Genomic DNA, 24,103 nt, shown 5'->3' with positions numbered 1-24,103 from the left:
GGTCCCGTAACGGACACGGTGCGCCATTCCCGGCTCTTTTGTCCCTTTGTTGACCGATTTCTTTTGGTGCCCGGATTTCGGGCAGGGTGAGGACGCATGTCGGCATTCATTCTAAGGCGGCTCTTCCAGAGCGCGGTGGCGGTGATCGTGATGTCGCTGCTGGTGTTCTTCGGGGTCAGCGTGGTGGGCGATCCCGTCTACATGCTGATCAGCCCGGACATGCCGCAGGCGGAGATCGAGGCCACCATCAAGCAGTTCGGCTTCGACCGGCCGATCTGGGAGCAGTACTTCCTGTTCGTGAAGAATGCGCTGCAGGGCGATCTCGGCAACTCCTTCATCTTCGCCGAGCCGGCACTGAAGCTCATCATTGAGCGCATGCCCGCGACGCTCGAGCTGGCGCTCGCTGCCGTTCTCATGGCCGTGGTGTTGGGAATTCCGCTGGGCGTCTACGCCGGCCTGAAGCCGCGCTCGGCCATCTCCAAGGTGATCATGGGCAGCTCCATCCTGGGGTTCAGCCTTCCGACCTTCTGGGTCGGCATCATGCTGATCATGATCTTCGCCGTGATCCTGGGCTGGCTCCCGTCGACGGGACGCGGGGAGACGGTTAATCTGCTGGGTGTGCCTGTCAGCTTCCTGACCTGGGACGGCCTGACGCACCTCTTCCTTCCGGCGTTCAACCTCGCTCTCCTCAAGATTTCCCTCGTGATCCGCCTTGCGCGGGCCGGGACGCTCGAAGTCTGGCACCAGGACTACATCAAGTTCGCCCGCGCCAAGGGGCTGGGCAACCGCCGGATCGTCTTCGTGCATGTCCTGAAGAACATCATGATCCCGGTTGTGACCGTCCTCGGGCTCGAGTTCGGGAACCTGGTGGCATTCTCGGTCGTGACCGAGACGATCTTCGCTTGGCCGGGGATGGGCAAGCTGCTGATCGGGTCGATCCAGACGCTCGATCGGCCGGTGATCGTCGGTTACCTGCTGCTGATCACGGTCATGTTCGTGATCATCAACCTGATTGTCGACGTTCTCTACTCGATCTTGGATCCCCGCGTGCGCCTGGCCGACCGCGGCGCCTGACGGCGCTGGAGGCGGGCGCATCCGTGCATTGGTTCTGTTGAGGAAAGCTGATGTCTGTTCAAGCACCTGACGCCGGGACAACCGGCGGCGCCGCAGCCGGGGCAGCGGTCCCGGCACCGGTCCGGGTCGAGACGCCGCTCAAGCGGTTCGTTTCGGATTATGCCGAGAGCCCGCTGGCCGTGGTGGCGTTCATCGTGTTTCTCGCCATCGTGGCGGTTGCACTGCTGGCCCCCTGGATCGCGCCGCAGAACCCCTACGACCTGGCGCAGGTGAGCATTCTGGACAGCCGCCTCCCGCCGGGCGAGGTCAGCATGGAGGGATATACCTTCCTGCTCGGCACGGACGGCGCGGGCCGCGACATGTTCTCGGCCATTCTTTACGGCCTGCGCATCTCCCTCGCGGTCGGCGTCTTCAGCGGCATCCTCGCGATGACGGTCGGAATGGCGATCGGCCTGATCGCGGCCTATTCGGGCGGCCGTGTCGAGAGCGTCATCATGCGTATCGTCGACCTGCAGCTCTCCTTCCCTGCCGTTCTGGTGGCGCTCATGCTGGTCGCCATTCTCGGCAAGGGCATCGACAAGATCATCATCGCGCTGATCATCGTGCAGTGGGCCTATTACGCCCGGACGGTGCGCGGCAACGCGCTGGTCGAGCGTCGGAAGGAGTATGTGGAGGCCGCGCAGTGTCTCGGCCTGCCGCATCGCCGCGTCGTGTTCCGGCATATCCTTCCGAACTGCCTCGCGCCCCTGATCGTCGTTGCCACCGTGCAGACCGCACACGCGATCTCGCTGGAGGCGACGCTGTCCTTCCTCGGGCTTGGGCTTCCGCCGACCGAACCATCCCTTGGCCTCCTGATCGCCAACGGCTTCCAGTACATGCTCTCGGGAAGCTACTGGATTAGCATCTTCCCCGGGCTTGCCCTGCTCATCACGATCGTCGCCATCAACCTCGTCGGCGATCAGCTCCGCGACGTCCTGAATCCGAGGCTGCGCCGATGACCGAACCGACGCTGAAGGTCGAGAACCTCAAGACCCACTTCTTCACAAAGGCGGGAGTGGTGAAGGCCGTCGACGACGTGAGCTTCACCGTGGAACCCGGCCAGATCCTCGGCCTGGTGGGCGAGAGCGGATCGGGCAAGTCGATCACAGGCTTCTCGATCCTCGGCCTCGTCGATCAGCCTGGCCGGATTGTCAGCGGCCGCGTGCTCTTCAAGGGCGAGGACCTGGCGCAGGCGTCGGAAGCGCGGCTTCAGACGCTGCGGGGCAGCAAGATCGCGATGATCTTCCAGGACCCGATGATGACCCTCAACCCGGTGCTGCGCATCGACACGCAGATGATCGAGGCCGTGCGGGCCCATAGGAAGGTCAGCAAGGAAGAGGCACGCGCCCGTGCCCTCGAGGCGCTCGAGATGGTCGGGATTCCGGCGGCGAAGCAGCGCCTGAAGAACTATCCGCACCAGCTCTCGGGCGGGATGCGCCAGCGCGTGGCGATTGCCATCGCCTTCCTGAACGAGCCGGACCTGATCATCGCCGACGAGCCGACCACGGCGCTCGACGTGACGATCCAGGCGCAGATCCTCCACGAGGCGCAGCAGCTGTGCGCGCGCACCGGAACGGCGATGATCTGGATCACCCACGACCTCGCCGTCATCGCCGGTCTCGCCGACAAGATCGCGGTCATGTACGCGGGCCGGATCGTGGAGCAGGGGACGCTGGATACGGTGATCGACCGGCCCGCGCATCCTTACACGGTCGGGCTTCTTGGCTCGGTGCCGAGTGCGAACCGGCGCGGCCAGCGGCTGAGCCAGATCCCGGGCATGACGCCGTCGCTGCTGAGCCTGCCGCAGGGCTGCGCGTTCCGCACGCGCTGTCCGCGTGCCGACGCCGCCTGCCTGGCGGAGCAGACCATCACCACTCCCGTTCCGGGGCGCGAGGTGCGGTGCGTGCATCCGCACGTTGGTGTGGAGGTGGCAGCATGACGGCGGTCGCGAAGAAGGTGGAGGAGCATTTCATGGATCAGCCGCACGGTGTCACGACCGGCGCGCCGGCAACTGCGCTGCTTGAAGCGCGCAATGTCAGCAAGCGCTTCGTGAAGCGCCTGGATATGGCGGGCCGCCTGGCCGCCCGCATGGGCGCGAACCTGCGCGAGGAGGTTGTCCATGCGGTCGATGGCGTCTCCCTCGCCATTCCGGCGGGCGAGGTTGTCGGCCTCGTCGGCGAGTCGGGCTGTGGCAAGTCCACCTTCGGACGGGTCGTCGCCGGTATCCACCCTGCGACCGAGGGGCAGGTGTTCTATCGCGGGCAGGACGTGGGGAGCATGAACGCCGCGGAGCGGGCGAAGGCAACCCTCGCCGTCCAGATGATCTTTCAGGACCCGTTTGCCTCGCTGAACCCGCGGATGCGCGTCAGCGAAATCGTCGGCGAGGCGCCGCTCTACCATGGGCTGGTCGACCGTGCCGGATACAATGACTATGTCGACGACGTGCTGAACCGCGTCGGTCTCGACCCGACCCTCAAGCGGCGGTTCCCGCACCAGTTCTCCGGCGGCCAGCGCCAGCGGATCGGTATCGCGCGCGCCCTTGCCGTGAAGCCCGAGTTCCTGGTGTGCGACGAGGCCATCGCCGCGCTCGACGTGTCGATCCAGGCGCAGGTCATCAACCTGTTCATGGATCTTCGCGAGCAGCTGGACCTGACCTACCTGTTCATCAGCCACGATCTCTCGGTGGTCGAGCACATCTCCGACCGCGTAGTGATCATGTACCTTGGGCGGGTGGTGGAGTCAGCGCCGACCGAGGAGCTGTTCCGGAAGCCCAACCATCCCTATGCGCAGGCCCTGCTTGCGGAGGTGCCGCGTATCGACGAACGGCACAAGACGTTCGTAGCGATCAAGGGAGAGATCCCGTCGCCGCTCGATCCGCCGAAGGGCTGTCATTTCCACCCGCGGTGCCCGCACGCGTTCGACCGTTGCAAGGTCGAGCGTCCGGTCCTGCGCGAGATCGCGCCGGGAAGGCATGCCGCGTGCCACCTGAATGATCAGCCGTCCGTCTGACGGGGGAAGGAGTCCGATATGCTCATGACCAAGCCGTTGGCGGCCGTCGACTCCGCCGAGATGCTCCGCCGTCTGATCGGGTTCGACACGACCAGCCGCAACTCCAACATGGCGTTGATCGAGTTCGTGCAGGACTACCTCCGCGACCTCGGGGTCGAGAGCACGCTGGTGCGTTCGGAGGATGGGCGCAAGGCGAATCTCTTTGCCACGATCGGACCCGCCGACAAGCCGGGGGTCGTTCTTTCGGGGCACACGGATGTCGTGCCGGTCGACGGGCAGGACTGGGCGACGGATCCGTTCGAACTTGTCGAGAAGGATGGCCGGTTCTGGGGGCGCGGCACGTGCGACATGAAGGGCTTCCTGGCCGTCGCGCTGGCGCATGCACCGGCGTTCAAGCGCGCGAATCTGAAGGCGCCCATCCACTATTGCCTCTCCTATGACGAGGAGGTGGGCTGCCTGGGCGTCCATTCGCTCGTCGATCATCTGAACACGCTGCCGGTCCGCCCGCGCATGTGCGTGGTCGGGGAACCCACCAGCATGCAGGTGGTCATCGGGCACAAGGGCAAGCTTGCGATGCGGTGCAATGTGCACGGGCATGCCTGCCACTCTTCACTGGCACCCCATGGCGTGAACGCGGTGGAGTATGCCGCCGAGGTGATCGTAAAGCTGCGGCAGATGGCGCGGCACAAGGCGGAAACGGGCCCCTTCGACACCTCCTTCGACGTGCCGCACACGACGGTTCACACCGGTCGCATCAAGGGCGGAACCGCGCTGAACATCGTGCCGGATGCGGCGTCGTTCGAGTTCGAGTTCCGGCATCTGCCCATCGACGATCCGGCGGTGCTGCTGCGCGAGGTGCAGGCCTATGCGCACGACGTTCTCGAGCCGGAGATGAAGGCGCGGGCGGGGGAGACCGGCTTTTCCTGGGAGCCGATCTTTACCTTCCCGGGGCTCGACATGGGCGAGGGGGACGAGGCGGTCGTAGCCGTCAAGTCGCTGGCGCAGCAGAACGCCACATCGCGTGTTGCTTACGGGACCGAGGCAGGGATCTTCCAGAAGTCCGGTCAGATCCCGACCGTCATCTGCGGTCCGGGCAGCATCGAGCAGGCGCACAAGCCGAACGAATTCTGCGACGTCTCCCAGATCGCGGCGTGCGAGGCGTTCATGCATCGCTTGGCTGTGATGCTGGAGCGCGGGTAAGGCGCATCTTGCCGAGGTTCCGCGGGAGCTTTCTCGCGGAGGCGGGGTATAAGTATAAACACGATTGCCAGTGTCCCGATCGGGGAAAAGACTGGGCCAGAGTATGCTTTTGTATCGTTTTGAGCGTTTTTGCGCTTGCATACAAAAGTAGAATAAAGTAGTGCAGCAGTCGTTGTGTTTCGCGCGCGTGGGCGGCCGCATCCCTCCGTCCAAGCGCTAAACTTGCCGGGACTGGCCTGGGCGTATATAGCGCCCTTGTGCTGTCCCGGCATTTTTTTGTTCCACTGTATCTCTCAGTCCAGCAGCGTCATCGTCTTCTCGACGCGCTTCACGGGCCGGAAACCCTTCTTCTGATAGAGACCGAGTGCGCGCGGATGATCCAGCGTGCAGGTCTCGACCTCGACGCGCGCCGGGGCATGGCTCCATGCGGTCGCAATCGCGGTGTCGAGCAGCCATCCGCCGAGCCGCAGGCCGATGAAGTCGGGTATCAGCCCGAAATAGGCGAGCAGCACGCGGCCCGGGAGGTCGCGCTCAAGCTCGAAGTAGCCCGCTGGCGCACCCTTCACATGGGCGACATAGATGTCGACGGTGTCGCGGTGCAGGGCGGCCGCAAGGTCTTCGTCGCTCAGTTTCTTGCGGTCGACCCAGTGCCAGTCGCGGCCCACCGCGTCGTAGAGATAGCGGTAGTAGTGGAGGGGGATGTCCTCGACCTTCAGAAGCGCGAGCCCGGGCAGGGAAGGCGCGCGCGGGCTGCGGCCGGGGTCGTCCGTCATCTCCAGATAGGTGACGACGGTGTCGAGCGTCCGGGGCATGCCTGGCGACCCTCAGCCCTGTTCGATGGGCAGGTCCTTGCGCGCGCCCCATTCCGCCCAGGAGCCGTCGTAGACGCCGACGCGCCGCGCGCCGATCACGTCGAGACCGAGCGCCAGGATCGCCGCCGAGATGCCCGAGCCGCAGGTCGTCGCGATGGGCTTGGAGGTGTCGACGCCCGCGCCTTTGAACGCGGCCTTCAGGCCGGCTGCGTCCTTCAGCGTGCCGTCCTCGTTGACCAGACCCTGCCACGGCAGGCTCGTCGAGCCCGGTATGTGGCCGGCGCGAAGGCCCGGGCGCGGTTCCGCCTCGCGGCCCGCAAACCGGCCGGGCGTGCGCGCATCGAGGATCTGGGCCGAGCGGGTGCGCACGATCTCCACCATGTCCTCGACGGTGCGAACGGCGGAATTGTCGAAGCGCGCGGTGAAGTGGCGTTCGCGCGGCATCGGCTCCCGGTCGGTGACGGGGCGGCCCTCGGCGATCCACTTCGGCAGGCCGCCGTCGAGCACGGCCACGTCCTTGTGCCCGAAGACGCGGAACATCCACCAAACGCGCGGCGCCGAATAGACGCCGGTGCCGTCGTAGACCACGATGCGGTTGCCGTCGCCGAGGCCCAGCTTGCGCACGCGGGCGGAGAATTTTTCCGGCGCGGGAAGCATGTGCGGATAGGGCGAGGTCGTATCGCTGATCTCGTCGATGTCGAAGAACACCGCGCCCGGGATATGCCGCTCGGCATATTCGGCCTTCGGGTCGCGCGGCACGCCCGGGAGGTACCAGGAGGCATCGACGACGCGCACGTCGGGCGCGTCCAGGTGCTGCGCGAGCCATTCGGTCGAGACGAGATTGCGGGGGTCGGACGTGGGCATGGACGGGTCCTCGGCAAGAGACGGTCTTGATGGATGCGGGGCAGGGCGAGCCTAGCCGTCGGCGAACTGGATCGCCACGCGGCGGTTCATGCGGCCCTTCTTCTCGATCTTGGTGACGGCGACGCGGCCGATCTCGGACGTGCGCGTGACATGTGTGCCGCCGCAGGGCTGCAGGTCGCAATCCTCCACCCGGATCAGGCGGACGCGGCCCGCGCCCGACGGCGGCTTGACCGACATGGTCTTCACGAGGTCGGGCCTGGCGGCAAGCTCCTCGTCGGTGATCCAATCGAAGCTGACGGGGTGATCCTCGGCAATGAGCGCGTTCAGCTTCTCCGTCACGTCGTCCTTGTCCGGGCTCTCCTCCATGTCGAAGTCGAGGCGCGACTTCTCCGCCCCGACATTCCCGCCAGTGACGGGGAAGGGCAGCACGGCGGACAGCAGGTGCAGGCAGGTGTGCATCCGCATGTGCGCGTAGCGCCGGTCCCAGTCGAGCGTCAGCGTCACGGTCTCCCCCACGGCAGGCGGGGCCTCGCCCTCCGCCGGCACGTGGACGATCTCGTCCGCGGTCTCGCCCTTCACCGTCGTGACGATGCGCAGCGTACGCCCACCCGCGGTGCGCATCTCGCCCGAATCGCCCGGCTGCCCGCCGCCCGTGGGGTAGAAGATCGTGCGGTCGAGCACGATGCCGCCGCGCTCGTTCACGGCGGTCACGATCGCCTCGCAGGTCTTCAGATAGGCGTCGTCGCGGAACAGGGCTTCGGTCATCGGCGCGGCATCTCCTTCGGGTGTCCTTGCGGGTCGTTTTCCCGGTTGCGGGAGAGCCTAGAAAGTCTCGCGCCGTTTGTCAGGTCCCAAGCGTCGCGCGTGCGCCCTGCCACTGGCGCAATGGCGCCGCAGACGCTACATGACGCATCGGGCCGCGGCCCCGCGGCTTGGCGCGGGCGGTCTGGAGCGCGTGTTCGCACAGGATGAAAAGGTCTGGCCCGCGGGCGCTGACGCGCCCAGGCAAAGGGGAGGTCAGGCAGGAGGCGCCGCCGCCGGAATTCGCGGCGGTGATCGGGGAAGTATTTTCCGAGCGGGAGTGCCTCGCCCTGCGCGATCTGGTCGACCTCGGCGGGGACGGGTACCGCGCCGGCCTCGTCGGCGGGCGGGAGGCGGACGGCGTGCGCCGGTCCACCATCGCCTGGATCCCGGAAACGCCCGAATGGCACTGGGTCGAGGCGCGCATGGCCCGCCTGATGGCGGAGGCCCAACGCATCACGGGGCTGGAAATCGAGGCGCTGGAAGAGCGCTTGCAGATCGCGCGCTACGGGGCGGAGCACCGCGACGGCTTCGACTGGCATTCCGACCGCGGGGCGGGGACGCTCGCCCGGCGGCGCAAGCTCTCGGTCTCGGTGCAGCTTTCCTCCACGGTCGAGTATCGCGGCGGGCACCTGGAGGTGATCGGCGACGGCCGCACCTGGCGCGCGCCCCGCGCCATGGGCACGGCGATCGTGTTCGCGAGCTTCCTGACCCACCGCGTGACCCCGGTGACGCACGGGGTGCGCCACAGCCTCGTCGGCTGGGCGCATGGCAATAGTGTGCGATAGGGGCTTCAGGCGGCCTCGAACACCTGCGGCAGGTCGGGCGCGCGGGTCAGCCACTCCGGCACCGGCAGGCCCTTTTCCTTCAGGAACGCCGGGTTGAAGAGCTTCGACTGGTAGCGCGTGCCATAGTCGCAAAGGATCGTCACGATGGTGTGGCCGGGCCCCATCTCGCGCGCCATGCGGATCGCGCCCGCGACATTGATGCCGGATGAACCGCCGAGGCACAGCCCCTCGTGCTCCAGCAGGTCGAAGACGATGGGCACAGCCTCCGCGTCTGGGATCTGGAAGGACATGTCGGGCCGGAAGCCGTCGAGGTTCGCGGTGACGCGGCCCTGGCCGATCCCCTCGGTGATCGAGCCGCCCTCCGCCTTGAACTCCCCCGTGGTGTAGAAGCTGTGCAGCGCCGCGCCCATCGGGTCGGCAAGGCCGATCTTCACGTCGCGGTTCTTCTCCTTCAGCGCGTGCGCGACACCCGCCAGCGTGCCGCCGGAGCCGACCGCGCAGATGAAGCCGTCGACCTTGCCCCCCGTCTGCTCCCAGATCTCAGGCCCCGTCGTGCGCACATGGGCGTCGCGGTTCGCCACATTGTCGAACTGGTTGGCCCAGATGGCGCCTTGTGGATGGGTCGATGCAAGCTCGGCGGCGAGGCGGCCGGAATACTTCACGTAGTTGTTCGGATTACGGTAGGGAACGGCCGGCACCTCCACCAACTCCGCCCCCATGAGGCGCAGCGTGTCCTTCTTCTCCTGGCTCTGCGTCTCCGGGATCACGATGACGGTGCGAAAGCCCATGGCGCGCGCCACCAGCGCAAGCCCGATGCCGGTGTTGCCCGCCGTCCCCTCCACGATGATGCCGCCCTTCTGCAGGCGTCCGGTCTGCACGGCCTCCGTCACGATGCCCAGCGCCGCCCGGTCCTTCACCGACTGGCCGGGGTTCATGAACTCCGCCTTGCCCAGGATGGTGCAGCCGGTCATCTCGCTCGCCCGGCGCAGCTTGACGAGCGGCGTGTTGCCGATCGCCTCGAGGACATCCTGTTTCACGTTCATGGCGTGTAATTCCCTTCGGGGTGCGTTTCCGATGTGGAAAATAGGGGCGCGTTCCGGCAGACGCAAGCATCAACCGGAATGTTTCGGTGAGGGTGGGCTGGAACGCTAGCGGGTTGCCTGGCGGTGCGGCCGTGTGGCCGCTTCGAGCCGGGCCGCCGCGCGCGCCTTGATCGCAGGCCAGCGGGCGTCGACCTCGGCATGGGTCAGCACCCCGTGAAAGCGCATCATTTCCTCGGCGCAGAGCAGCATGAAGGCCTTCTCCTCCGCCTGCCAGCGCGCGAGGTCCCAGGGGGTGCCGGAATCGGTGAGTGTCTCCAGCGCGAGATAGGCATGTGCCTCCACCCGCGCGCCGTCCGCATGCACGGCGACAGGTGAAAGCGTGTAGTCCACGTCCTCGTAGAAGCTGATGCGGTCGACCTCGTGCGGGCCGAGCCCCTCGACCAGCAGACCATGGGCGCGTGCGCCGTCGCGGGCGACCAGCATCGGGAAGGGCTCGCCCGCGACGCAATGGACGGCATGATGATCGAGGTGGCCGTCCGCGAGTGCCAGCCCGTGCGGCGTGCGCCCGATCACGATCTCCAGCAGGTCGAGATCGCGCAGCGAGCCGAAGAAGAACATCCGCTCCGGATGGGCGGCGGGGGCGGGGGTCTTCGGCATGGCAGGAATCCTCCGCAAGCCGGATCACAGAGCTATCGCACTTGGGGCAAAGGCATCCGCCGATCAAGATGTTTCGTATGCAGGGGTGAGCGGCGCGGCCGCCGCCCGGACCGGGAGGGAAGCCAATGCGGATCGTCCGAACCATCCTCGGTTGCGTTTTCGTCATGCTCATCGCCATCGCGCCTGCGCGCGCGCAGGTGTCCGACGCGGATGTCGGCGCCATTCGCGGCGTGATTTCGGAGCAGATCGACGCCTTCCGCGCGGGCGATGCGGTGCGCGCCTTCTCCTATGCGAGCCCCGCGATCCGGAACCAGTTCCGCGATCCCGGAACCTTCATGGACATGGTGCGGACGGGTTATGCACCGGTCTACCGGGCCACCGCGACCGAATTTCTCGAAATCCGCTACGGACGCCGCGGACCGGAGCAGGACGTCTACATCGTCGGTGCGGACGGCAAGCCCGTCATCGCGCGCTACTTCATGCAGCAGCAATCCGACGGCACCTGGCGGATCAACGGTGTGGTGCTGCGGGACGCGAAGGACCTCGTGACCTAGGCCTTCGCGAGCGAGATTTGCGCGACGTCGATGTTCCCGGCGCGGAACCCGCCCTCGCAATAGCAGAGATAATACTGCCACAGCCTGCGGAAGCGGTCGTCGAACCCCTGCGACGTCAGCGACGGCCATGCCTCGAGGAACTGCCGGTGCCAGAGGCCGAGCGTGCGGGCATAGTCCTGCCCGAACTCGACCGCGCCGCGCCAGGCAAGCCCCGCCTTCGCCACCTCCTGCTTGAGCGCGGTGGGCGAGGGCAGCATGCCCCCGGGGAAGATGTAGCGCTGGATGAAATCCGCACCCGAGCGGTAGCTGTCGTAGAACTCCTCCCGGATGGTGATGATCTGGAGCGCCGCGTGCCCGCCGGGCGCGAGGCAGTCGCGCACCTTGCCGAAGAATTGCGGCCAGTAGCGCTCGCCCACCGCCTCGAACATCTCGATGGAGGCGATGCGGTCGAAGCGGCCCTCGACCTCGCGGTAGTCCTGCAGCCGGATGTCGACCTTCTCGGCCAGGCCCTTTTCGAAGATGCGCTTCTTCGCGAAATCGTACTGGCTGGGGCTGATCGTGATGCCGGTCACGTGTGCGCCGACCTCGCCCGCCGCGAACTCCGCAAAGCCGCCCCAGCCGGCGCCGATCTCCAGCACCTTCTGGCCGGGGGTGAGGTTCATCGCCTGCGCGATCGCGGCGTACTTGTTGCGCTGGGCCTGCGGCAGGGGCTCGTCGCCCGCGCGGAACAGCGCGGAGGAGTAGGTCATCGTCTCGTCGAGCCACGCCTGGTAGAAGCTGTTGCCGAGGTCGTAGTGGGCCATGATGTTCTTGCGCGAGCCCGAGCGGGAGTTGGGGCGCAGCAGGTGGCCCACGCGCCGCATCGCCTTGTGCAGCGGGCTTCCTGCAAACTTCATCCCGAAGGCCGCCATGTTGCGCGCGCCAACTTCGATCACCGCGGCGAGGTCGGGGCTGTCCCACCAGCCGTCGATGTAGGCCTCGGCGAGGCCGATGTCGCCGCCCAGTACGACACGTCGCCAAAGGCGCGGGTCGCGGATCAGGATCGTGCCCTCCGGCCCCGGTTCGCTCCCCTCCGCCACGATGGTGCGCCCGTCGGGCAGCACGATGCGGTACCGGCCCGCCGCGATGTTCGAGAGGTGGCCGAGCGCGATCCGCGCCCACATGTCGAGGCCCGCGATACGCGGCAGTGCGGCGCGGGTGAGGTGCACCGTCCCGTGCCCTCCGGCGTCCGTCACCGCCATGCGCCCTGTTTCCGGGTTCGTCGCTGCGGTCATGTCCATCCTTCCCCTGCTGGACCGGTCTTATTCTGAAATCAATACGTGCACTCTGTCACCATCGGATGCATCCGGGGGGGCGGTGGCCGGCCTTCAGCCCGCCTCGCCCCGCATCTCGCGGTAGCCGGCCATTGCGCGGTCGCGGGCCTGCGCATGGTCGACAATGGGGCGGGGGTAGGTGTTGCCCAGTTCGATGTCCGCCGCCTTCAGCACCAGTGCGGGCGCCGCCCACGGCTGCGCGATGAAGTCGTCGGGCAGCCGCGCGATCTCCGGCACCCATTTGCGGATGTAGGTGCCGTCCGCGTCGAACTTCGCGGCCTGCGAGACCGGGTTGAAGATGCGGAAATAGGGTGCAGCGTCGGCGCCCGATCCCGCGACCCACTGCCAGCTTGCGCAATTGCTGGCGAGGTCGGCGTCGACGAGCGTGTCGGCGAACCAGCGCTCGCCCTCCTTCCAGTGGATCAGCAGATCCTTGATGAGGAAGGACCCCACGATCATGCGCACGCGGTTGTGCATCCAGCCGGTCGCCCAAAGCTCCCGCATGCCCGCGTCCACGATGGGGTAGCCGGTCTGGCCGCGCTGCCAGCGGGCGAGTGCCGCCGGGTCGCTCGCCCACGGATAGCCGTCGAACTCCGGCCGGAAATTGTCCCGCACGATCTGCGGGAAGTTGAAGAGCAGGTGATAGGAGAACTCCCGCCAGCCGACCTCGGCGAGGAACTTTGCCGCGGCCTTCTCGGTTTTCGCCTGCCCGTGCGCAGCCGTGTGGGCGTGCGTCGCGTGCCAGACCTGGCGCGGCCCGATCTCGCCCCAGTGGAGATGCGGCGACAGGCGCGAGGTGCCGTGCGTGCCCGGCAGGTCGCGCGCGTCCGCGTAGCCGTCGAGACGATGGCGCAGAAAGGCGTGGAGGCGGGAGCGCGCGGCGTTCTCCCCCGGCGTCCACACCTCCCGCAGGCCGCCCGCCCAGTCGGGGCGGCTCGGCAGCAGGGCCCAGTCGTCGAGTGCGTCGCTCCCGGGCCATGTCGCGGGGCAGGGCAGAGCATCGGGGGCGGGAAGCGGCTGCGGCGGCACGATCTGCGCGCGCACGGCCTTCCAGAACGGGGTGAAGACCTTGTAGGGCTCGCCCGCGCCGGTACGCACCTCCCACGGCTCGGCGATGAGGGCGGCGTTGTGGCTTTCGACCGCGAGGCCGCACTCCTTCAGTTCCGCCTTGATCTCCCGGTCGCGGGTGACGGCGTGCGGCTCGTAACAGCGGTTCCACAGGACCGTATCGGCCGTCGTCTCCGCCGCCAGCGCCTCGAGAATTTCTCCCGGCGCGCCCCGGCGCAGGATCAGGCGCTGGCCGTAGCGTGTCTCGAGGCCGGCGGCGAGGGCTGCAAGGGATCCATGCAGCCACCAGTGCGAGGCCGCGCCCATTGCCTCGTCGGCGGGGATGGTCTCGTCCCGGATGAAGAGGGGGATGACGGGCGCGCCGCGCTGCGCCGCGGCGGTGAGTGCCGGATTGTCCTCAAGCCGCAGATCCTGCCGGAACCATACGATCGTCGCACCCATGCCTGCCTCCTGGCCGGAACCGAAAACGCTAACGGTGCGGGGATATAGCCCGTGCGCGGCGCCTGACAGGGGGCGCGGCGGGAGAATGGGTGGGACGCTGCCCGGCGCGGGTCAGGTGTTGGTCTGCTTGGTGCCGCCCGCGTCGACGGGAACGCCCTTCGGCGACGGTGTGATCTCGCCTTTTGCAGCGGGCTCTGCCGCAACCGGCGCCTCCGCGGCATTGTCTGCCGCGGTGGCCGGTGCGCGGGTCTGGTGCTCTGCCGGCGATGCTGCAGGGGCAGGGGCGGGCGCAGGCGCGAGAGCGGGCTGGGCGGTAGCCGCTTGACCCGCGGCGACGTCGTCGACCTTCGGCTGGTTCGCGGGCGGCCGGGGGGCGAGTTGCGGCCCCACCGCGCGCGCCATGGCGAGCAGTTCGTCCTGCGACAGCGGACCGATCAGCGTGAAGGCCGTCGTTCCTTGCCGCCAGAAGAAGGCCGACATGCCGTCCCGGCTGGCGAAGGTGAAATCCACTGCGCCGTCCTGCGACGTGCGTCCCGCGTAGAGGGAAACGCGCGCGCCCGCGCCGTCCTCATAGAGGTAATGGAGTGCGGCCTTGCCCTGCGCGGGGACAAGCTGGCCGCCGATCAGGCGGAAGCCCAGCGCCTCCAGGTCAGGCGCCTGCATGGGGGTCGCACCGGTCAGGTTGGAGAGCGCGGCGGCAAGTGCGGCGCCCTTGTCCTCGCCGACCTTCATGCGGGCGACCGCGGCCCGGTCGTCGGCGTAGAGCGAGTGCGCGGTCGCCGCCCGGCTGGTGAAGGCCGCGATCTGGTCTGCGCGCGTCTCCACCGACTCGATGGCGCGGTGCGCGGCCGCGCCTGCAACGACGCACAGCGCGATGCCTGCGGCCAACCCGAAGCCATGACGAACCCGGCGGCGGCGGTCGACGGCGTGGCGCAGCCGGTCGACCTGGGCGCGCATCTCCGCCGGCATGGCGGGCAGGGGCGCGTCGTAAAGCTGGTGCAGGGCGATGTTCTGCTCGCGGTAGCCGTCCACGCGGCGGCGCAGTTCGGGCATGGTGGCGAGCACGGCCTCGACCTCGGCCTGCCGCTCGGGCGCGAGCTGGCCGTCGACATAGAGATGGAGGTCCTCGTCGGTGAGCGGGCTGGAGAGGGGGCGGTACGTCATCTCATTTCACCCTTCGCAAGGCGGCGCGGGGCGCGGCAGGCGCGGCGAGACGCTGGCGCAGCGCCTCGCGCCCGCGCGACAGGCGCGACATCACGGTGCCGATCGGCACGTCCAGGATCTGCGAGGTTTCCTTGTAGCTCATACCTTCCAGTCCCACGAGCAGCAGCACCTCGCGCTGTTCCTGCGGAAGGTCCTGCATGGCGCGTGCCACGTCGCGCAACTCGCTCGCGCCCGGCTGTTCGGGCGCCTGTGCAAGCTCTCCCGCGCAGCCGTCGATCGCCACCATGCCCCCGCGCCTGCGCGCGGCCTTCATGCGATCGACGTGTGCATTGTGCAGCATCGAGAAGAGATAGGCGCGGATGTTGGTCACACCGCGGAACAGCCCGATGCGGGCCAGCGCACGGGCGAGGCACTCCTGCACCAGGTCGTCGGCATCGTGCTCGCTTCCCGTCAGCGCCCGCGCATAGCGGCGCAATGCCGACACATGCCGCAACAGGTCCATCTCGATACTGTCTGCCATCCTGCCCTTTAACATGCTCTGCGGCCGTTTGCCCCGATGGTCGCGCCGAGCCGCGCCTCCTCGATGCCACGCCGTCTGCCCGTCCGCCAGCCCCGGACACGCGGTTCGAGAATTGGACGGGACCGGCCGGCGCGGTGAGGGGGGCAGGTAGTCACGCCGGCCGGTCCGTCCATCGGCCAGGGCAGGTGGCCGATCTTTCATGGGATGGACGGGCGGACGCGCGGACTTATTCCCGGCACGCGGCAAGGGATTTTGCGGAGAGATCCCGGCTGAATGAAAAAGAGGCCGGACCGCGGCGGTCCAGCCTCTCTTCCGAATTGGCTCCCCGGGCCGGACTCGAACCAGCGACCCAGCGGTTAACAGCCGCTTGCTCTACCAACTGAGCTACCGGGGATCAGTGTGGGCGGCGTCATAGCAAAGGGGGTGGGGCTTGCCAAGCCCCTTTGCACACCTCTTTCCTTCCGTGCGAGGGAGCGTTTGCGCTCTTGGAACCGGGCCCGCGATCGGCCATGTATCGGTGCGTCATGTCCCGTACCGTTCGCATCGCCGGAAAATCCCTTCGCGTTCCCGGATCGCCGCTTGCGCGGATGGTGCTCGGCGTTGCGCTGGTCCTGGGGGGCACCTTGGGGTTCCTGCCGGTTCTCGGCTTCTGGATGATCCCGTTGGGTCTCCTGGTCCTGTCGGTCGACTCCCGCCTCATCCGGCGCTGGAGGCGCAGGCTGGAGGTGAAAATCGGCCGCAGGCTCGATCGCCGGCGAAGGGAAGCACGCGCACGCCGCGCGGCGCACCACAGGGGGCGGAAAAAGGACTGAGGAGCGGTGAGAGGTGGAGGCGCCGCCCGGAATCGAACCGGGGTATACGGATTTGCAGTCCGCTGCGTAACCACTCCGCCACGGCGCCACCTGAAGTCGCATCTGCCGCGTTCGGCCAGCTTGGCCGTCCGCGATCGTGCGCCCTTCGTCTAGCGTCTTTTCGCAGCCGTTCGCAAGACCTTTCCCAGGGAGGGCAAGGCGGGGTCCGTCTGCACCGCAGCGATTGGCCTTACCGAGCGCGCTGCGCCATTGTTTCCGCTTTCCCCGCCCTTTATAAGGCAGGTCGAACGGCATCCGGGAGCGATCCCGCTCCGGGTGCGGGCGTTTCACCTCGGGGGTAATCAGCCATGATCGATTTCGCAGCCGCCCGGAAGGCGATGGTGGACAGCCAGGTCCGTCCCTGCGGGGTGACCGACCCGGACGTCGTGGCAGCGATGCTTGCGGTCCCGCGGGAGCTGTTCGTGCCGCGCACGCTGCGCGGCGTCGCCTATGCGGGCGAACACCTGCCGCTTCCCGGCGGGCGCTTCCTGCTCGACCCGATGGTGTTTGCCAAGCTGGTCGACGCCGCGGAGATCCGGGCGGGCGACGTGGTGCTCGATGTGGGCTGCGCGAGCGGTTATTCCACCGCGGTCCTGTCGCATCTGGCGGCGGGCGTTGCGGGCGTGGAGAGCGACACGAGCCTCGTGGAACAGGCGTCGGCCAATCTTTCGGAACTGGGGATCGAGAATGCGGTCGCCCTCGAAGGCGACCTCGCGGCCGGGCGGCCGGACCAGGGCCCTTACGACGTCATCGTCATCGAGGGCGGGGTGGACGACGTGCCGGAGACGTTGATTGCGCAGCTCAAGGACGGCGGGCGCCTCGTGGCCGTGCACACCGGCCAGGCGGCGCCGCGAGGGGCGCTTTGGCTGAAAACGGGCGGGGATGCCGCGCGCCGTGACCTGTTCGATACCAGTGCGCCGCGGCTTGCCGCCTTCGCTCGTGCAGAGAGCTTCAGCTTCTGACGCAGCGGCCGACCGTGCAGCCGTATGCATCCGCGACGGGTGTTCCTTGACAAGTGTTCGTTTTGTCAAGCGTTTGCGGCTAGGATACACTGTTGCCAAATCAGGGCGGCGCGCGGCACTGGCTGCCCGCCGTCACGAATCGGGCGGGATGCGCTTTCGGCGGGGATGATCATGAGCAAGTCTGCGGACACCAGGGCTGCGGCAAGAACGGCAAGGCTCGGCAGGCGGGTTCTCGCAGCCTGCGTCGCCCTCGGCGCGCTTTCCGGTGCACCGGCGTCGGCCGAGACGCTGCAGGATGCGCTCATGGCCGCCTATCTCAACAATCCGCAGCTGGAGGCTCAGCGTGCCGGACAGCGGGCGACGGACGAGGGGGTGCCCCAGGCGCTCTCCGGCTGGCGCCCGAACGTGCAGGCGAACGCCTCCTACGGCAAGTCGCACCGTGACATCGCCAGCGGGCCGGAGGGCACCACCAGCCCTCTTTCCGCCGAGGTCTCGGTGACGCAGCCCGTCTATACGGGCGGGCGCGTGCAGAACAGCGTCGATGCGGCGGAAGCGCGGGTCCGGCAGGGACGTGCCTCGCTCGCGGCGGTCGAGCAGGATGTGCTGCTGTCCGCCGTTACGGCATACATGAACGTCTTGCGCGACCTGAAGGTCGTGGAGCTGAACCGCAACAACGTCGACGTGCTGCGCGCCCAGCTCGACGCCTCGCGCGACCGGTTCGAGGTGGGCGAGGCCACGCGGACCGACGTTGCGCAGTCGCAGGCCCGTCTCGCCGGTTCGCAGTCGGTCCTGCTCCAGTCGGAGGCGCAGCTGACCTCCAGCCGCGCGGCCTATGCGCGCATCGTCGGCCGGATGCCGGGCACGCTGGAGCAGCCGCCCTCGCTGCCGATGCTCCCGACGTCCGAGGACGAGGCGCTGAACACCGCGTTCGACCGGAACCCGACGCTGCAGGCGGCACGTTTCGCCGACGAGGCGGCGAGTGCCGACGTCCGCCGGGCCAAGAGCGACCTCAACCCCTCCGTCTCGGTCACGGGATCGGTCGGATACGGACGGGACACGGTGGCGGGCGCGACCGAATCCACGCAGGCGCAGATCGCGGCGCGGCTCAACGTGCCGCTCTACCAGTCGGGCCGCGTGTTCAGCCAGGTCCGGCAGGCGCAGGCGCTGAAGTCGCAGCGGCGGATCGAGATCGTGAGCGCCACCCGCAATGTCGAGGAGCAGGTGGCCTCTGCCTGGTCCAACCTGCTGGCCGCGCGGGCCACGATCGAGTCGGCGCAGCAGCAGGTGCGCGCGAACGAAATCGCGCTCGAGGGCGTGCGCCAGGAATTGCTGGTCGGCGCGCGCACAACGCTCGATGTGCTCGACGCGGAGCAGGAGCTTCTGAACTCCCGCGTGTCCCTCGTGACAGCGGTGCGCGACGAGTATGTCGCGGCCTTCCAGGTGCTGTCGGCTGTCGGCCTGCTCAATGTCGACACGCTGTCGCTGCCCGTCGCGGCATACGATCCCACCACCTACTACGACCGCGTCCGGAACAAATGGTTCGGGTACGACGAGGCGATGCAGTAAACTTTAACGATCGCATCTGAGTCGGGGGTGCCGCCGCGTGTGAAGCGGGCGGCGTAGTGATGAGCGGCATGGGGCGTCCAACGGACACAGGCGAACCGACGATGGAGGAGATTCTCTCGTCCATCCGTCGAATCATCGCTGACGAGGATGGCAGCGCAAAGGCAGGCAAGCCGCAGGCTGCCCGAACTGGTGACACCACCCCCAAGGCGGAAGCACCCGGGGCGGAAGCACCCAAGGCGGTAACGCCCAGCCCCTCTCCTGAAGTGCCTGCCGCAGATAAGCCTGGCGCCCAGAAGGCTGCCTCTCCTGCGCCCGCGCAGTCCGCTGCGCACCCGGCGAGGCCGGCGCCCATGCCGCGGCCCTCGCAAGCGCTCTCGCCCGTTGGCCGCCAGACGCAGGCTGCGACCGAGAAGGCGCTCGATGAGATCGGCGCGATGGTGGCGTCCGGCCTCACGCGGATCGTGGCGCAGCAGGACTCCGCGGCGAAGTCTGCCGTGCCTGCGGCCAAGGCTCCCCCGGCGCAGCCGGAAGCGGCGGCGGAAGCAGAAGCAGAAGCAGAAGCAGAAGCAGAAGCAGTGGTGCCCGAAGCGGCGCCCCTCGATCTGACACGGCCGGTGCCGTCCGGCGCATCCGGTGACGGGGAGAAGTCGCCAGCCAAGGCGGTCCAGCCGCGCCCGGAACCCCAGTCCCAACCCGACGAGGTCGTGTTCCGCGATGCCGGCGCCGACGTGCTGGAGCTGACTCAGATCGTGATGCCCGACGGTACCGTTGCCGATACCCGCGGCGGGCGTGTGGCGGAAGGTCTTCCCGCTGCGGTCGCCGATGCGACGACGGCTGCGCGGGCCAAGGTCACGCTGGCAAGCGCGGAACCCGACCTGGAAGACGTGGCGGCCCCGCGGCGCGAGCAACCGCTCTACCGCGAGCGGGCGCCGCGGCCCGAGACCGACGAGGAGGCGCTGGCAGGCGACGCGCTGGAGCGCGCCATGCTCCGGCTGCTCAAGCCCATGCTGCGGCAATGGATGGACGAGAACCTGGAGGGGATCGTCGAGCGGATCGTGCGCGAGGAATTGCGCCGCCGTCCCTGATCCTTCTTGCCGCCACTGCTGCGCGCGGGGGCTGCGTGCCGATCGGCCATCGGGACGGTCAGTCGGATTTTCACGGTTTCGCGGGTAGCCTCGCGCGCGTCCCGGCGCTAAAACCCGTCCCCGACACGCGATTTCGCACCCATTCCTGAAGAAGAGAGCGGGCGACCCATGCTCGACAAGCATTACGATCCGGCCGCGGTCGAGCGGCGCATCTACGAGGCCTGGGAACAGGGCGGGGCCTTCAAGGCCGGCGCGGGCGCGAAGCCCGGCGCGGAGACGTTCTGCATCGTGATCCCGCCGCCAAACGTGACCGGAAACCTGCACATGGGCCACGCGCTCAACAACACGCTGCAGGACATCCTGATCCGCTTCAAGCGGATGCAGGGCCTCGACGTGCTGTGGCAGCCGGGCACCGACCACGCGGGCATTGCCACGCAGATGGTGGTGGAGCGCCAGCTTGCCGAGCGGGGCGAGCCCACGCGCTGGGACATGGGCCGCGACGCCTTCGTCGAGCGGATCTGGCAGTGGAAGGCGCAGTCGGGCGGCGCGATCATCAACCAGCTGAAGCGGCTGGGCGCGTCCTGCGATTGGAGCCGGGAACGCTTCACCATGGACGAGGGGCTTTCGGCGGCGGTTCTGAAGGTCTTCGTGCAGCTTTACAAGGAGGGCCTGATCTACAAGGACAAGCGCCTTGTGAACTGGGACCCGAAGCTGTTGACGGCGATCTCCGACCTCGAGGTGCAGCAGGTCGAGACGAAGGGCCACCTGTGGCACTTCCGCTATCCCGTCGAGGGGCAGGAGGGCCGCTACCTGACCGTGGCGACGACCCGGCCCGAGACGATGCTGGGCGACACGGCGGTCGCGGTGCACCCCGAGGACGAACGCTACAAGGACCTGATCGGCAAGCACCTGCTCCTGCCCATCGTCAACCGCCGCATCCCGGTCGTCGCCGACGAGCACGCGGACCCGGAGACGGGCTCGGGCGCGGTGAAGATCACGCCGGCGCACGACTTCAACGACTTCGAGGTCGGCAAGCGCCACGACCTGCCGCAGATCAACGTGTTCGACCAGTACGCGAAGATCATCGCCGGACGCGATGCACAATTGGCTGGAATCCCGAGTGAGTTGCAGGGTCTGGACCGGTTCGAGGCGCGCAAGAAGATCGTCGCCTGGTTCGAGGAAGCGGGCCTGCTGGAGAAGGTCGACGACCACACGCTGATGCTGCCCTATGGCGACCGCTCCAACGTCGTCATCGAGCCGTGGCTGACCGACCAGTGGTATGTCGATGCGGCCACGCTCGCGAAACCCGCCATCGCGGCGGTCGAGACGGGCGAGACGGCCTTCGTCCCGAAGACCTGGGAGAAGACCTATTTCGAGTGGATGCGCAACATCCAGCCCTGGTGCATCTCGCGCCAGCTCTGGTGGGGCCACCAGATCCCGGCATGGTATGCGTCGGACGGGCACATCTTCGTCGAGGAGACGGAGGCCGAGGCGCGCGCCGCCGCCGAGGTGCATTTCGGCAAGCCGGTCGAGCTGAAGCGCGATCCCGACGTGCTCGACACCTGGTTCTCGTCCGCGCTCTGGCCGTTCTCGACGCTGGGCTGGCCGGAGGAGACGCCGGAGCTTGCCCGCTACTACAAGACGGACGTGCTGATCACCGGCTTCGACATCATCTTCTTCTGGGTCGCCCGGATGATGATGTTCGGCATGCACTTCATGAAGGATGACAAGAACGTCCCCGAAGTGCCTTTCCACACGGTCTATATCCACGCGCTGGTCCGCGACGAGAAGGGCCAGAAGATGTCGAAGTCGAAGGGGAACGTGATCGATCCCCTGACGCTGATCGACCAGTACGGCGCGGACGCGCTGCGCTTCACGCTGACGGCGATGGCGGCGCAGGGCCGCGACATCAAGCTGTCGACGGGGCGCGTGGAGGGCTACCGCAACTTCACGACCAAGCTGTGGAACGCGGTGCGCTTCGCCGAGATGAACGGCTGCGCGCGCGATCCTGGCTTCGACCCGGCGAAGGTGGAGGGCACGCTCAACCGCTGGATCGTCGGCGAGACGGCGCGCACGGCCGACGCGGTCACGCAGGCGCTCGACGCCTACCGCTTCAACGAGGCGGCGGGCGCGATCTACCGCTTCGTCTGGAACGTGTTCTGCGACTGGTTCCTGGAGTTCGCCAAGCCCGTCTTCTCCGGCGCGGACGAGGCCGCGCAGGCGGAAACGCGCGCGACGGCGGCCTGGGTGATCGACCGCATCTGCCGCATGGCGCACCCGATCATGCCCTTCGTGACGGAGGAGATCTGGGGCCTCACCGGCGGCACGCAGGCCGAGGGCTGGCTTGTCCACGCCGCCTGGCCCGAGGACAAGGGCCTCGGCGACAAGGACGCGGATGCGGAGATCGGCTGGGTGATCCGCCTGATCGAGGGCGTGCGCTCGGTCCGCGCCGAGATGAACGTGCCCGCAGGCGCGAAGATCCCGCTGACGCTCAAGGGGGCCGGCGCGGAGGCTGCAGCCCGCCTCGACCGTCACCGCGACCTGATCCTGCGGCTTGCGCGCCTCGAAAGCGCCGAGGTGTCGGAGGAGGATACGCCGGGCGCGGTGCGCTTCGTCCATGACGAGGCGACCGTGCTGCTGCCCATCGGCGACGTCGTGGACCTGAAGGCGGAACGCGCGCGGCTGGAGAAGGACCTGAAGAAGCTGGACGGCGAGATCAGGGGCCTCGACGCCAAGCTCTCCAACGAGAAATTCCTGGCCAACGCGCCCGAAGAGGTCGTCGAGGAGAACCGGGAGCGCAAGGCGGAAGCGGAAGCGCGCAAGGCCAAGCTCGCCGACGCGATCGCGCAGCTTGCGGCAGCGGGCTAGGGCGTCTGCCGGCGAGAAACGAAAAGGGCCGCGGAGGATTGCCCCCGCGGCCCTTTTTCGTGGCGCCGGATACGTCCGGCGCGACCCTTACGCAGCCTTCGTCGTCGCGCCGGTCACATAGTCCTTGCGGCCGGTGAACTTCAGCCCCGTCCACAGATTGCTCAGCGACTTGCGCACGGCCTCTCCCTGCAGGGCGCGGCCTTCGCGCACCAGCGCGTCGATGCGCGCGGGCGTCAGGTCCTCGAGCAGAGGGGTGCCGGTCTCTTCGGTCTTGATCGGGCTCATGGCCAATTCCTTTCGCGGTTGCAAAACAAACAACCTCCCCGTGACTGCGGCGCAACATAGGCTTTCGCTTGTCGTGAGAAAATGGCGCTGATACGCATAGCTGACTTTCGGATCGGGAAAGAGAGTCAGCCATGCCGGTTGAGCATATCTCCGACCTTGTTCTTTTTACGCGAGTTGTGGAACGCGGCAGTCTGTCGGATGCAGGACGCGAGCTGGGGTTCAGCCCGGCCAGCGTGTCGAAGCGCCTCGCGCGGCTGGAGGAGACGCTGGGCGTGCGCCTCCTCAACCGTACGACGCGGAGGGTGAGCCCGACGGACGAGGGGCATGCCTTCTACGAGCGTGCGGTCAGGATCGTCACCGACGTGCAGGAGGCCGAAGCGGCCGCCACGCAATCCTCGGCCGATCCGCACGGGCTTCTGAAGGTGACGATGCCGGCGGGCTTCGGGCGGCTGCACATCTCGCCGCTCCTGCCGGAGTTCCTTAAACGCCATCCCCGCGTGCAGCTCGACGCGATGTTGACGGATTCGCTCTCCGACATCGTGGGGGAGGGGATAGACGTTGCCCTCAGGATCGCGGAGTTGAAGGATTCGACCCTCGTCGCCCGCAAGCTCGCCGACAACAAGCGCGAGATCGTCGCCGCGCCCGAGTATGTCGAGAAGCACGGCGTTCCGGAAACCCCGCGTGACCTGGCCGACTTCGACTGCATCGTCCTGCATGGCCAGGATCACTGGCGCTTCGAGGGGCCGCAGGGGCAGGAGATCGTGAAGGTCGCAGGCCGGTTCACGACCAACAATGGCGACGTGGTACGGGACGCGGCGCTGTCGGGCCTCGGCATCGCCATGAAGTCGAGCTGGGACGTCGACCGCGACCTGCGCTCGGGTGCCCTCGTGCGCCTTCTGCCCGACTACCGGGTCAACCCCGGTGTGGCGATCTATGCGGTCTATCCTTCCGCGCGCCACCTTTCGGCCCGAACCCGCGCCTTCGTGGATTTCATCGTTGAGAAGTTCACACCCCGCCCGCCCTGGGAGCGCGGGTGATGCCGCAAACGTGAAACGCCCCCCGGCCCGGGCCGGGAGGCGTTCCACTGGTTGGAAGACATGTAAACGCAAACTGAAGCGCCGCAGATCCGCACGGGATCG

General features: G+C 67.8%; 23 protein-coding genes and 2 tRNA genes. 13 read left to right on the top strand and 12 right to left on the bottom strand.

Translation table 11 applies throughout. The features are described 5' to 3' along the window. The first annotated feature begins 96 nt into the window (after nt 1-96). Genes NJQ99_RS06305 through argE form a run of 5 tightly spaced genes read left to right on the top strand, consistent with a single transcriptional unit; the run spans nt 97 to nt 5,322 of the window. On the top strand, nt 97-1,074 hold the full coding sequence (locus tag NJQ99_RS06305) for an ABC transporter permease (RefSeq protein WP_269331934.1): 978 nt from the start codon (nt 97-99) through the stop codon (nt 1,072-1,074). Nucleotides 1,075-1,124: 50 nt separating this feature from the next. Continuing rightward, complete coding sequence (locus NJQ99_RS06300) at nt 1,125-2,072, top strand: ABC transporter permease (RefSeq protein ID WP_269331933.1); 948 nt, start codon at nt 1,125-1,127, stop codon at nt 2,070-2,072. Beyond that, complete coding sequence (locus NJQ99_RS06295; RefSeq protein WP_269331932.1) at nt 2,069-3,052, top strand: ABC transporter ATP-binding protein; 984 nt, start codon at nt 2,069-2,071, stop codon at nt 3,050-3,052. The genes NJQ99_RS06300 and NJQ99_RS06295 overlap by 4 nt, the downstream gene beginning before the upstream one ends. Then, on the top strand, nt 3,049-4,122 hold the full coding sequence (locus tag NJQ99_RS06290) for an ABC transporter ATP-binding protein (protein WP_331283272.1): 1,074 nt from the start codon (nt 3,049-3,051) through the stop codon (nt 4,120-4,122). The genes NJQ99_RS06295 and NJQ99_RS06290 overlap by 4 nt, the downstream gene beginning before the upstream one ends. Nucleotides 4,123-4,146: 24 nt before the next feature. Next, nucleotides 4,147-5,322, top strand: a complete 1,176-nt coding sequence (gene argE, locus NJQ99_RS06285; RefSeq protein WP_269331931.1) for an acetylornithine deacetylase — start codon at nt 4,147-4,149, stop codon at nt 5,320-5,322. A gap of 293 nt (nt 5,323-5,615) precedes the next feature. Here the strand turns inward: argE and NJQ99_RS06280 are convergent, their stop codons facing one another. The 3 genes from NJQ99_RS06280 to NJQ99_RS06270 are packed head-to-tail and all read right to left on the bottom strand — an operon-like array spanning nt 5,616 to nt 7,763. Further along, a complete protein-coding gene (locus NJQ99_RS06280; RefSeq protein WP_269331930.1) occupies nt 5,616-6,134 on the bottom strand; it encodes a GNAT family N-acetyltransferase in 519 nt (172 codons plus the stop codon). A gap of 12 nt (nt 6,135-6,146) precedes the next feature. Then, a complete protein-coding gene (sseA, locus tag NJQ99_RS06275; protein WP_269331929.1) occupies nt 6,147-6,998 on the bottom strand; it encodes a 3-mercaptopyruvate sulfurtransferase in 852 nt (283 codons plus the stop codon). 51 nt (nt 6,999-7,049) lie between these two features. Further along, nucleotides 7,050-7,763: an alanyl-tRNA editing protein gene (locus NJQ99_RS06270; RefSeq protein WP_269331928.1), complete on the bottom strand. Its 714-nt coding sequence runs from the start codon at nt 7,761-7,763 to the stop codon at nt 7,050-7,052. Between the two features lie 203 nt (nt 7,764-7,966). Here NJQ99_RS06270 and NJQ99_RS06265 point away from each other — a divergent pair, with 203 nt between their 5' ends. After that, complete coding sequence (locus NJQ99_RS06265) at nt 7,967-8,587, top strand: 2OG-Fe(II) oxygenase (protein ID WP_269331927.1); 621 nt, start codon at nt 7,967-7,969, stop codon at nt 8,585-8,587. A 5-nt stretch (nt 8,588-8,592) separates the two neighbouring features. On the opposite strand, the gene NJQ99_RS06260 is transcribed toward NJQ99_RS06265, so the two are convergent. Beyond that, entirely contained in the window at nt 8,593-9,630 is a 1,038-nt protein-coding gene (locus tag NJQ99_RS06260; protein WP_269331926.1) for a cysteine synthase A, read from the bottom strand. 105 nt (nt 9,631-9,735) lie between these two features. Further along, nucleotides 9,736-10,287, bottom strand: coding sequence for a gamma-glutamylcyclotransferase family protein (locus NJQ99_RS06255; protein WP_269331925.1), 552 nt, complete (start codon nt 10,285-10,287; stop codon nt 9,736-9,738). Nucleotides 10,288-10,412: 125 nt separating this feature from the next. Here NJQ99_RS06255 and NJQ99_RS06250 point away from each other — a divergent pair, with 125 nt between their 5' ends. Beyond that, nucleotides 10,413-10,841 (top strand): DUF4864 domain-containing protein, encoded by a 429-nt coding sequence (locus NJQ99_RS06250; protein ID WP_269331924.1) that lies wholly within the window; start codon nt 10,413-10,415, stop codon nt 10,839-10,841. On the opposite strand, the gene NJQ99_RS06245 is transcribed toward NJQ99_RS06250, so the two are convergent. The 5 genes from NJQ99_RS06245 to NJQ99_RS06225 form a co-directional block, all read right to left on the bottom strand. Then, the gene (locus tag NJQ99_RS06245) at nt 10,838-12,115 is read right to left on the bottom strand and encodes an SAM-dependent methyltransferase (RefSeq protein WP_269331923.1); all 1,278 of its coding nucleotides are present in this window, start codon (nt 12,113-12,115) and stop codon (nt 10,838-10,840) included. The genes NJQ99_RS06250 and NJQ99_RS06245 overlap by 4 nt on opposite strands. 93 nt (nt 12,116-12,208) lie before the next feature. Continuing rightward, nucleotides 12,209-13,663, bottom strand: a complete 1,455-nt coding sequence (locus tag NJQ99_RS06240; protein WP_269331922.1) for a cryptochrome/photolyase family protein — start codon at nt 13,661-13,663, stop codon at nt 12,209-12,211. 111 nt (nt 13,664-13,774) lie between these two features. Next, complete coding sequence (locus tag NJQ99_RS06235; protein WP_269331921.1) at nt 13,775-14,827, bottom strand: anti-sigma factor family protein; 1,053 nt, start codon at nt 14,825-14,827, stop codon at nt 13,775-13,777. A 1-nt stretch (nt 14,828) separates the two neighbouring features. Further along, nucleotides 14,829-15,347: a sigma-70 family RNA polymerase sigma factor gene (locus NJQ99_RS06230; RefSeq protein WP_269331920.1), complete on the bottom strand. Its 519-nt coding sequence runs from the start codon at nt 15,345-15,347 to the stop codon at nt 14,829-14,831. Nucleotides 15,348-15,665: 318 nt separating this feature from the next. Further along, nucleotides 15,666-15,741, bottom strand: a tRNA-Asn gene (locus tag NJQ99_RS06225). Between the two features lie 130 nt (nt 15,742-15,871). Here NJQ99_RS06225 and NJQ99_RS16350 point away from each other — a divergent pair. Beyond that, nucleotides 15,872-16,159, top strand: a complete 288-nt coding sequence (locus tag NJQ99_RS16350; RefSeq protein WP_269331919.1) for a hypothetical protein — start codon at nt 15,872-15,874, stop codon at nt 16,157-16,159. Nucleotides 16,160-16,173: 14 nt separating this feature from the next. On the opposite strand, the gene NJQ99_RS06215 is transcribed toward NJQ99_RS16350, so the two are convergent. Then, nucleotides 16,174-16,247 (bottom strand) — tRNA-Cys (locus NJQ99_RS06215). A 259-nt stretch (nt 16,248-16,506) separates the two neighbouring features. Here NJQ99_RS06215 and NJQ99_RS06210 point away from each other — a divergent pair. The 4 genes from NJQ99_RS06210 (at nt 16,507) to NJQ99_RS06195 (ending at nt 22,679) form a co-directional block, all read left to right on the top strand. Further along, the gene (locus NJQ99_RS06210) at nt 16,507-17,160 is read left to right on the top strand and encodes a protein-L-isoaspartate O-methyltransferase family protein (RefSeq protein ID WP_269331918.1); all 654 of its coding nucleotides are present in this window, start codon (nt 16,507-16,509) and stop codon (nt 17,158-17,160) included. 171 nt (nt 17,161-17,331) lie between these two features. After that, nucleotides 17,332-18,726 carry a TolC family outer membrane protein gene (locus NJQ99_RS06205; RefSeq protein ID WP_269331917.1) on the top strand — a complete coding sequence of 465 codons (1,395 nt, stop codon included), beginning with the start codon at nt 17,332-17,334 and terminating at the stop codon, nt 18,724-18,726. 350 nt (nt 18,727-19,076) lie between these two features. Then, entirely contained in the window at nt 19,077-19,811 is a 735-nt protein-coding gene (locus NJQ99_RS06200; RefSeq protein WP_269331916.1) for a DUF2497 domain-containing protein, read from the top strand. Nucleotides 19,812-19,979: 168 nt separating this feature from the next. Continuing rightward, complete coding sequence (locus NJQ99_RS06195) at nt 19,980-22,679, top strand: valine--tRNA ligase (protein ID WP_269331915.1); 2,700 nt, start codon at nt 19,980-19,982, stop codon at nt 22,677-22,679. 87 nt (nt 22,680-22,766) lie between these two features. Here NJQ99_RS06195 and NJQ99_RS06190 read toward each other — a convergent pair whose 3' ends face one another. After that, nucleotides 22,767-22,964, bottom strand: a complete 198-nt coding sequence (locus tag NJQ99_RS06190; protein WP_269331914.1) for a hypothetical protein — start codon at nt 22,962-22,964, stop codon at nt 22,767-22,769. A 131-nt stretch (nt 22,965-23,095) separates the two neighbouring features. On the opposite strand from NJQ99_RS06190, the gene NJQ99_RS06185 reads away from it, so the two are divergent. Continuing rightward, complete coding sequence (locus tag NJQ99_RS06185) at nt 23,096-24,001, top strand: LysR family transcriptional regulator (RefSeq protein ID WP_269331913.1); 906 nt, start codon at nt 23,096-23,098, stop codon at nt 23,999-24,001. Nucleotides 24,002-24,103 lie beyond the last annotated feature (102 nt).

The organism is Futiania mangrovi (assembly GCF_024158125.1).
GTDB classification, from domain to species: Bacteria; Pseudomonadota; Alphaproteobacteria; order Futianiales; family Futianiaceae; genus Futiania; species Futiania mangrovi.
The sequence above is the reverse complement of the archived record's forward strand: the minus strand, read 5'-3'. Positions and strand labels throughout refer to the sequence as shown.

Coding starts and splice junctions, on each gene's coding strand:
- NJQ99_RS06305 (WP_269331934.1), top strand. CDS start 97: ATGTCGGCATTCATTCTAAGGCGGCTCTTCCAGAGCGCGGTGGCGGTG.
- NJQ99_RS06300 (WP_269331933.1), top strand. CDS start 1,125: ATGTCTGTTCAAGCACCTGACGCCGGGACAACCGGCGGCGCCGCAGCC.
- NJQ99_RS06295 (WP_269331932.1), top strand. CDS start 2,069: ATGACCGAACCGACGCTGAAGGTCGAGAACCTCAAGACCCACTTCTTC.
- NJQ99_RS06290 (WP_331283272.1), top strand. CDS start 3,049: ATGACGGCGGTCGCGAAGAAGGTGGAGGAGCATTTCATGGATCAGCCG.
- argE (WP_269331931.1), top strand. CDS start 4,147: ATGACCAAGCCGTTGGCGGCCGTCGACTCCGCCGAGATGCTCCGCCGT.
- NJQ99_RS06280 (WP_269331930.1), bottom strand. CDS start 6,134: ATGCCCCGGACGCTCGACACCGTCGTCACCTATCTGGAGATGACGGAC.
- sseA (WP_269331929.1), bottom strand. CDS start 6,998: ATGCCCACGTCCGACCCCCGCAATCTCGTCTCGACCGAATGGCTCGCG.
- NJQ99_RS06270 (WP_269331928.1), bottom strand. CDS start 7,763: ATGACCGAAGCCCTGTTCCGCGACGACGCCTATCTGAAGACCTGCGAG.
- NJQ99_RS06265 (WP_269331927.1), top strand. CDS start 7,967: ATGAAAAGGTCTGGCCCGCGGGCGCTGACGCGCCCAGGCAAAGGGGAG.
- NJQ99_RS06260 (WP_269331926.1), bottom strand. CDS start 9,630: ATGAACGTGAAACAGGATGTCCTCGAGGCGATCGGCAACACGCCGCTC.
- NJQ99_RS06255 (WP_269331925.1), bottom strand. CDS start 10,287: ATGCCGAAGACCCCCGCCCCCGCCGCCCATCCGGAGCGGATGTTCTTC.
- NJQ99_RS06250 (WP_269331924.1), top strand. CDS start 10,413: ATGCGGATCGTCCGAACCATCCTCGGTTGCGTTTTCGTCATGCTCATC.
- NJQ99_RS06245 (WP_269331923.1), bottom strand. CDS start 12,115: ATGACCGCAGCGACGAACCCGGAAACAGGGCGCATGGCGGTGACGGAC.
- NJQ99_RS06240 (WP_269331922.1), bottom strand. CDS start 13,663: ATGGGTGCGACGATCGTATGGTTCCGGCAGGATCTGCGGCTTGAGGAC.
- NJQ99_RS06235 (WP_269331921.1), bottom strand. CDS start 14,827: ATGACGTACCGCCCCCTCTCCAGCCCGCTCACCGACGAGGACCTCCAT.
- NJQ99_RS06230 (WP_269331920.1), bottom strand. CDS start 15,347: ATGGCAGACAGTATCGAGATGGACCTGTTGCGGCATGTGTCGGCATTG.
- NJQ99_RS16350 (WP_269331919.1), top strand. CDS start 15,872: ATGTCCCGTACCGTTCGCATCGCCGGAAAATCCCTTCGCGTTCCCGGA.
- NJQ99_RS06210 (WP_269331918.1), top strand. CDS start 16,507: ATGATCGATTTCGCAGCCGCCCGGAAGGCGATGGTGGACAGCCAGGTC.
- NJQ99_RS06205 (WP_269331917.1), top strand. CDS start 17,332: ATGAGCAAGTCTGCGGACACCAGGGCTGCGGCAAGAACGGCAAGGCTC.
- NJQ99_RS06200 (WP_269331916.1), top strand. CDS start 19,077: ATGCCGCGGCCCTCGCAAGCGCTCTCGCCCGTTGGCCGCCAGACGCAG.
- NJQ99_RS06195 (WP_269331915.1), top strand. CDS start 19,980: ATGCTCGACAAGCATTACGATCCGGCCGCGGTCGAGCGGCGCATCTAC.
- NJQ99_RS06190 (WP_269331914.1), bottom strand. CDS start 22,964: ATGAGCCCGATCAAGACCGAAGAGACCGGCACCCCTCTGCTCGAGGAC.
- NJQ99_RS06185 (WP_269331913.1), top strand. CDS start 23,096: ATGCCGGTTGAGCATATCTCCGACCTTGTTCTTTTTACGCGAGTTGTG.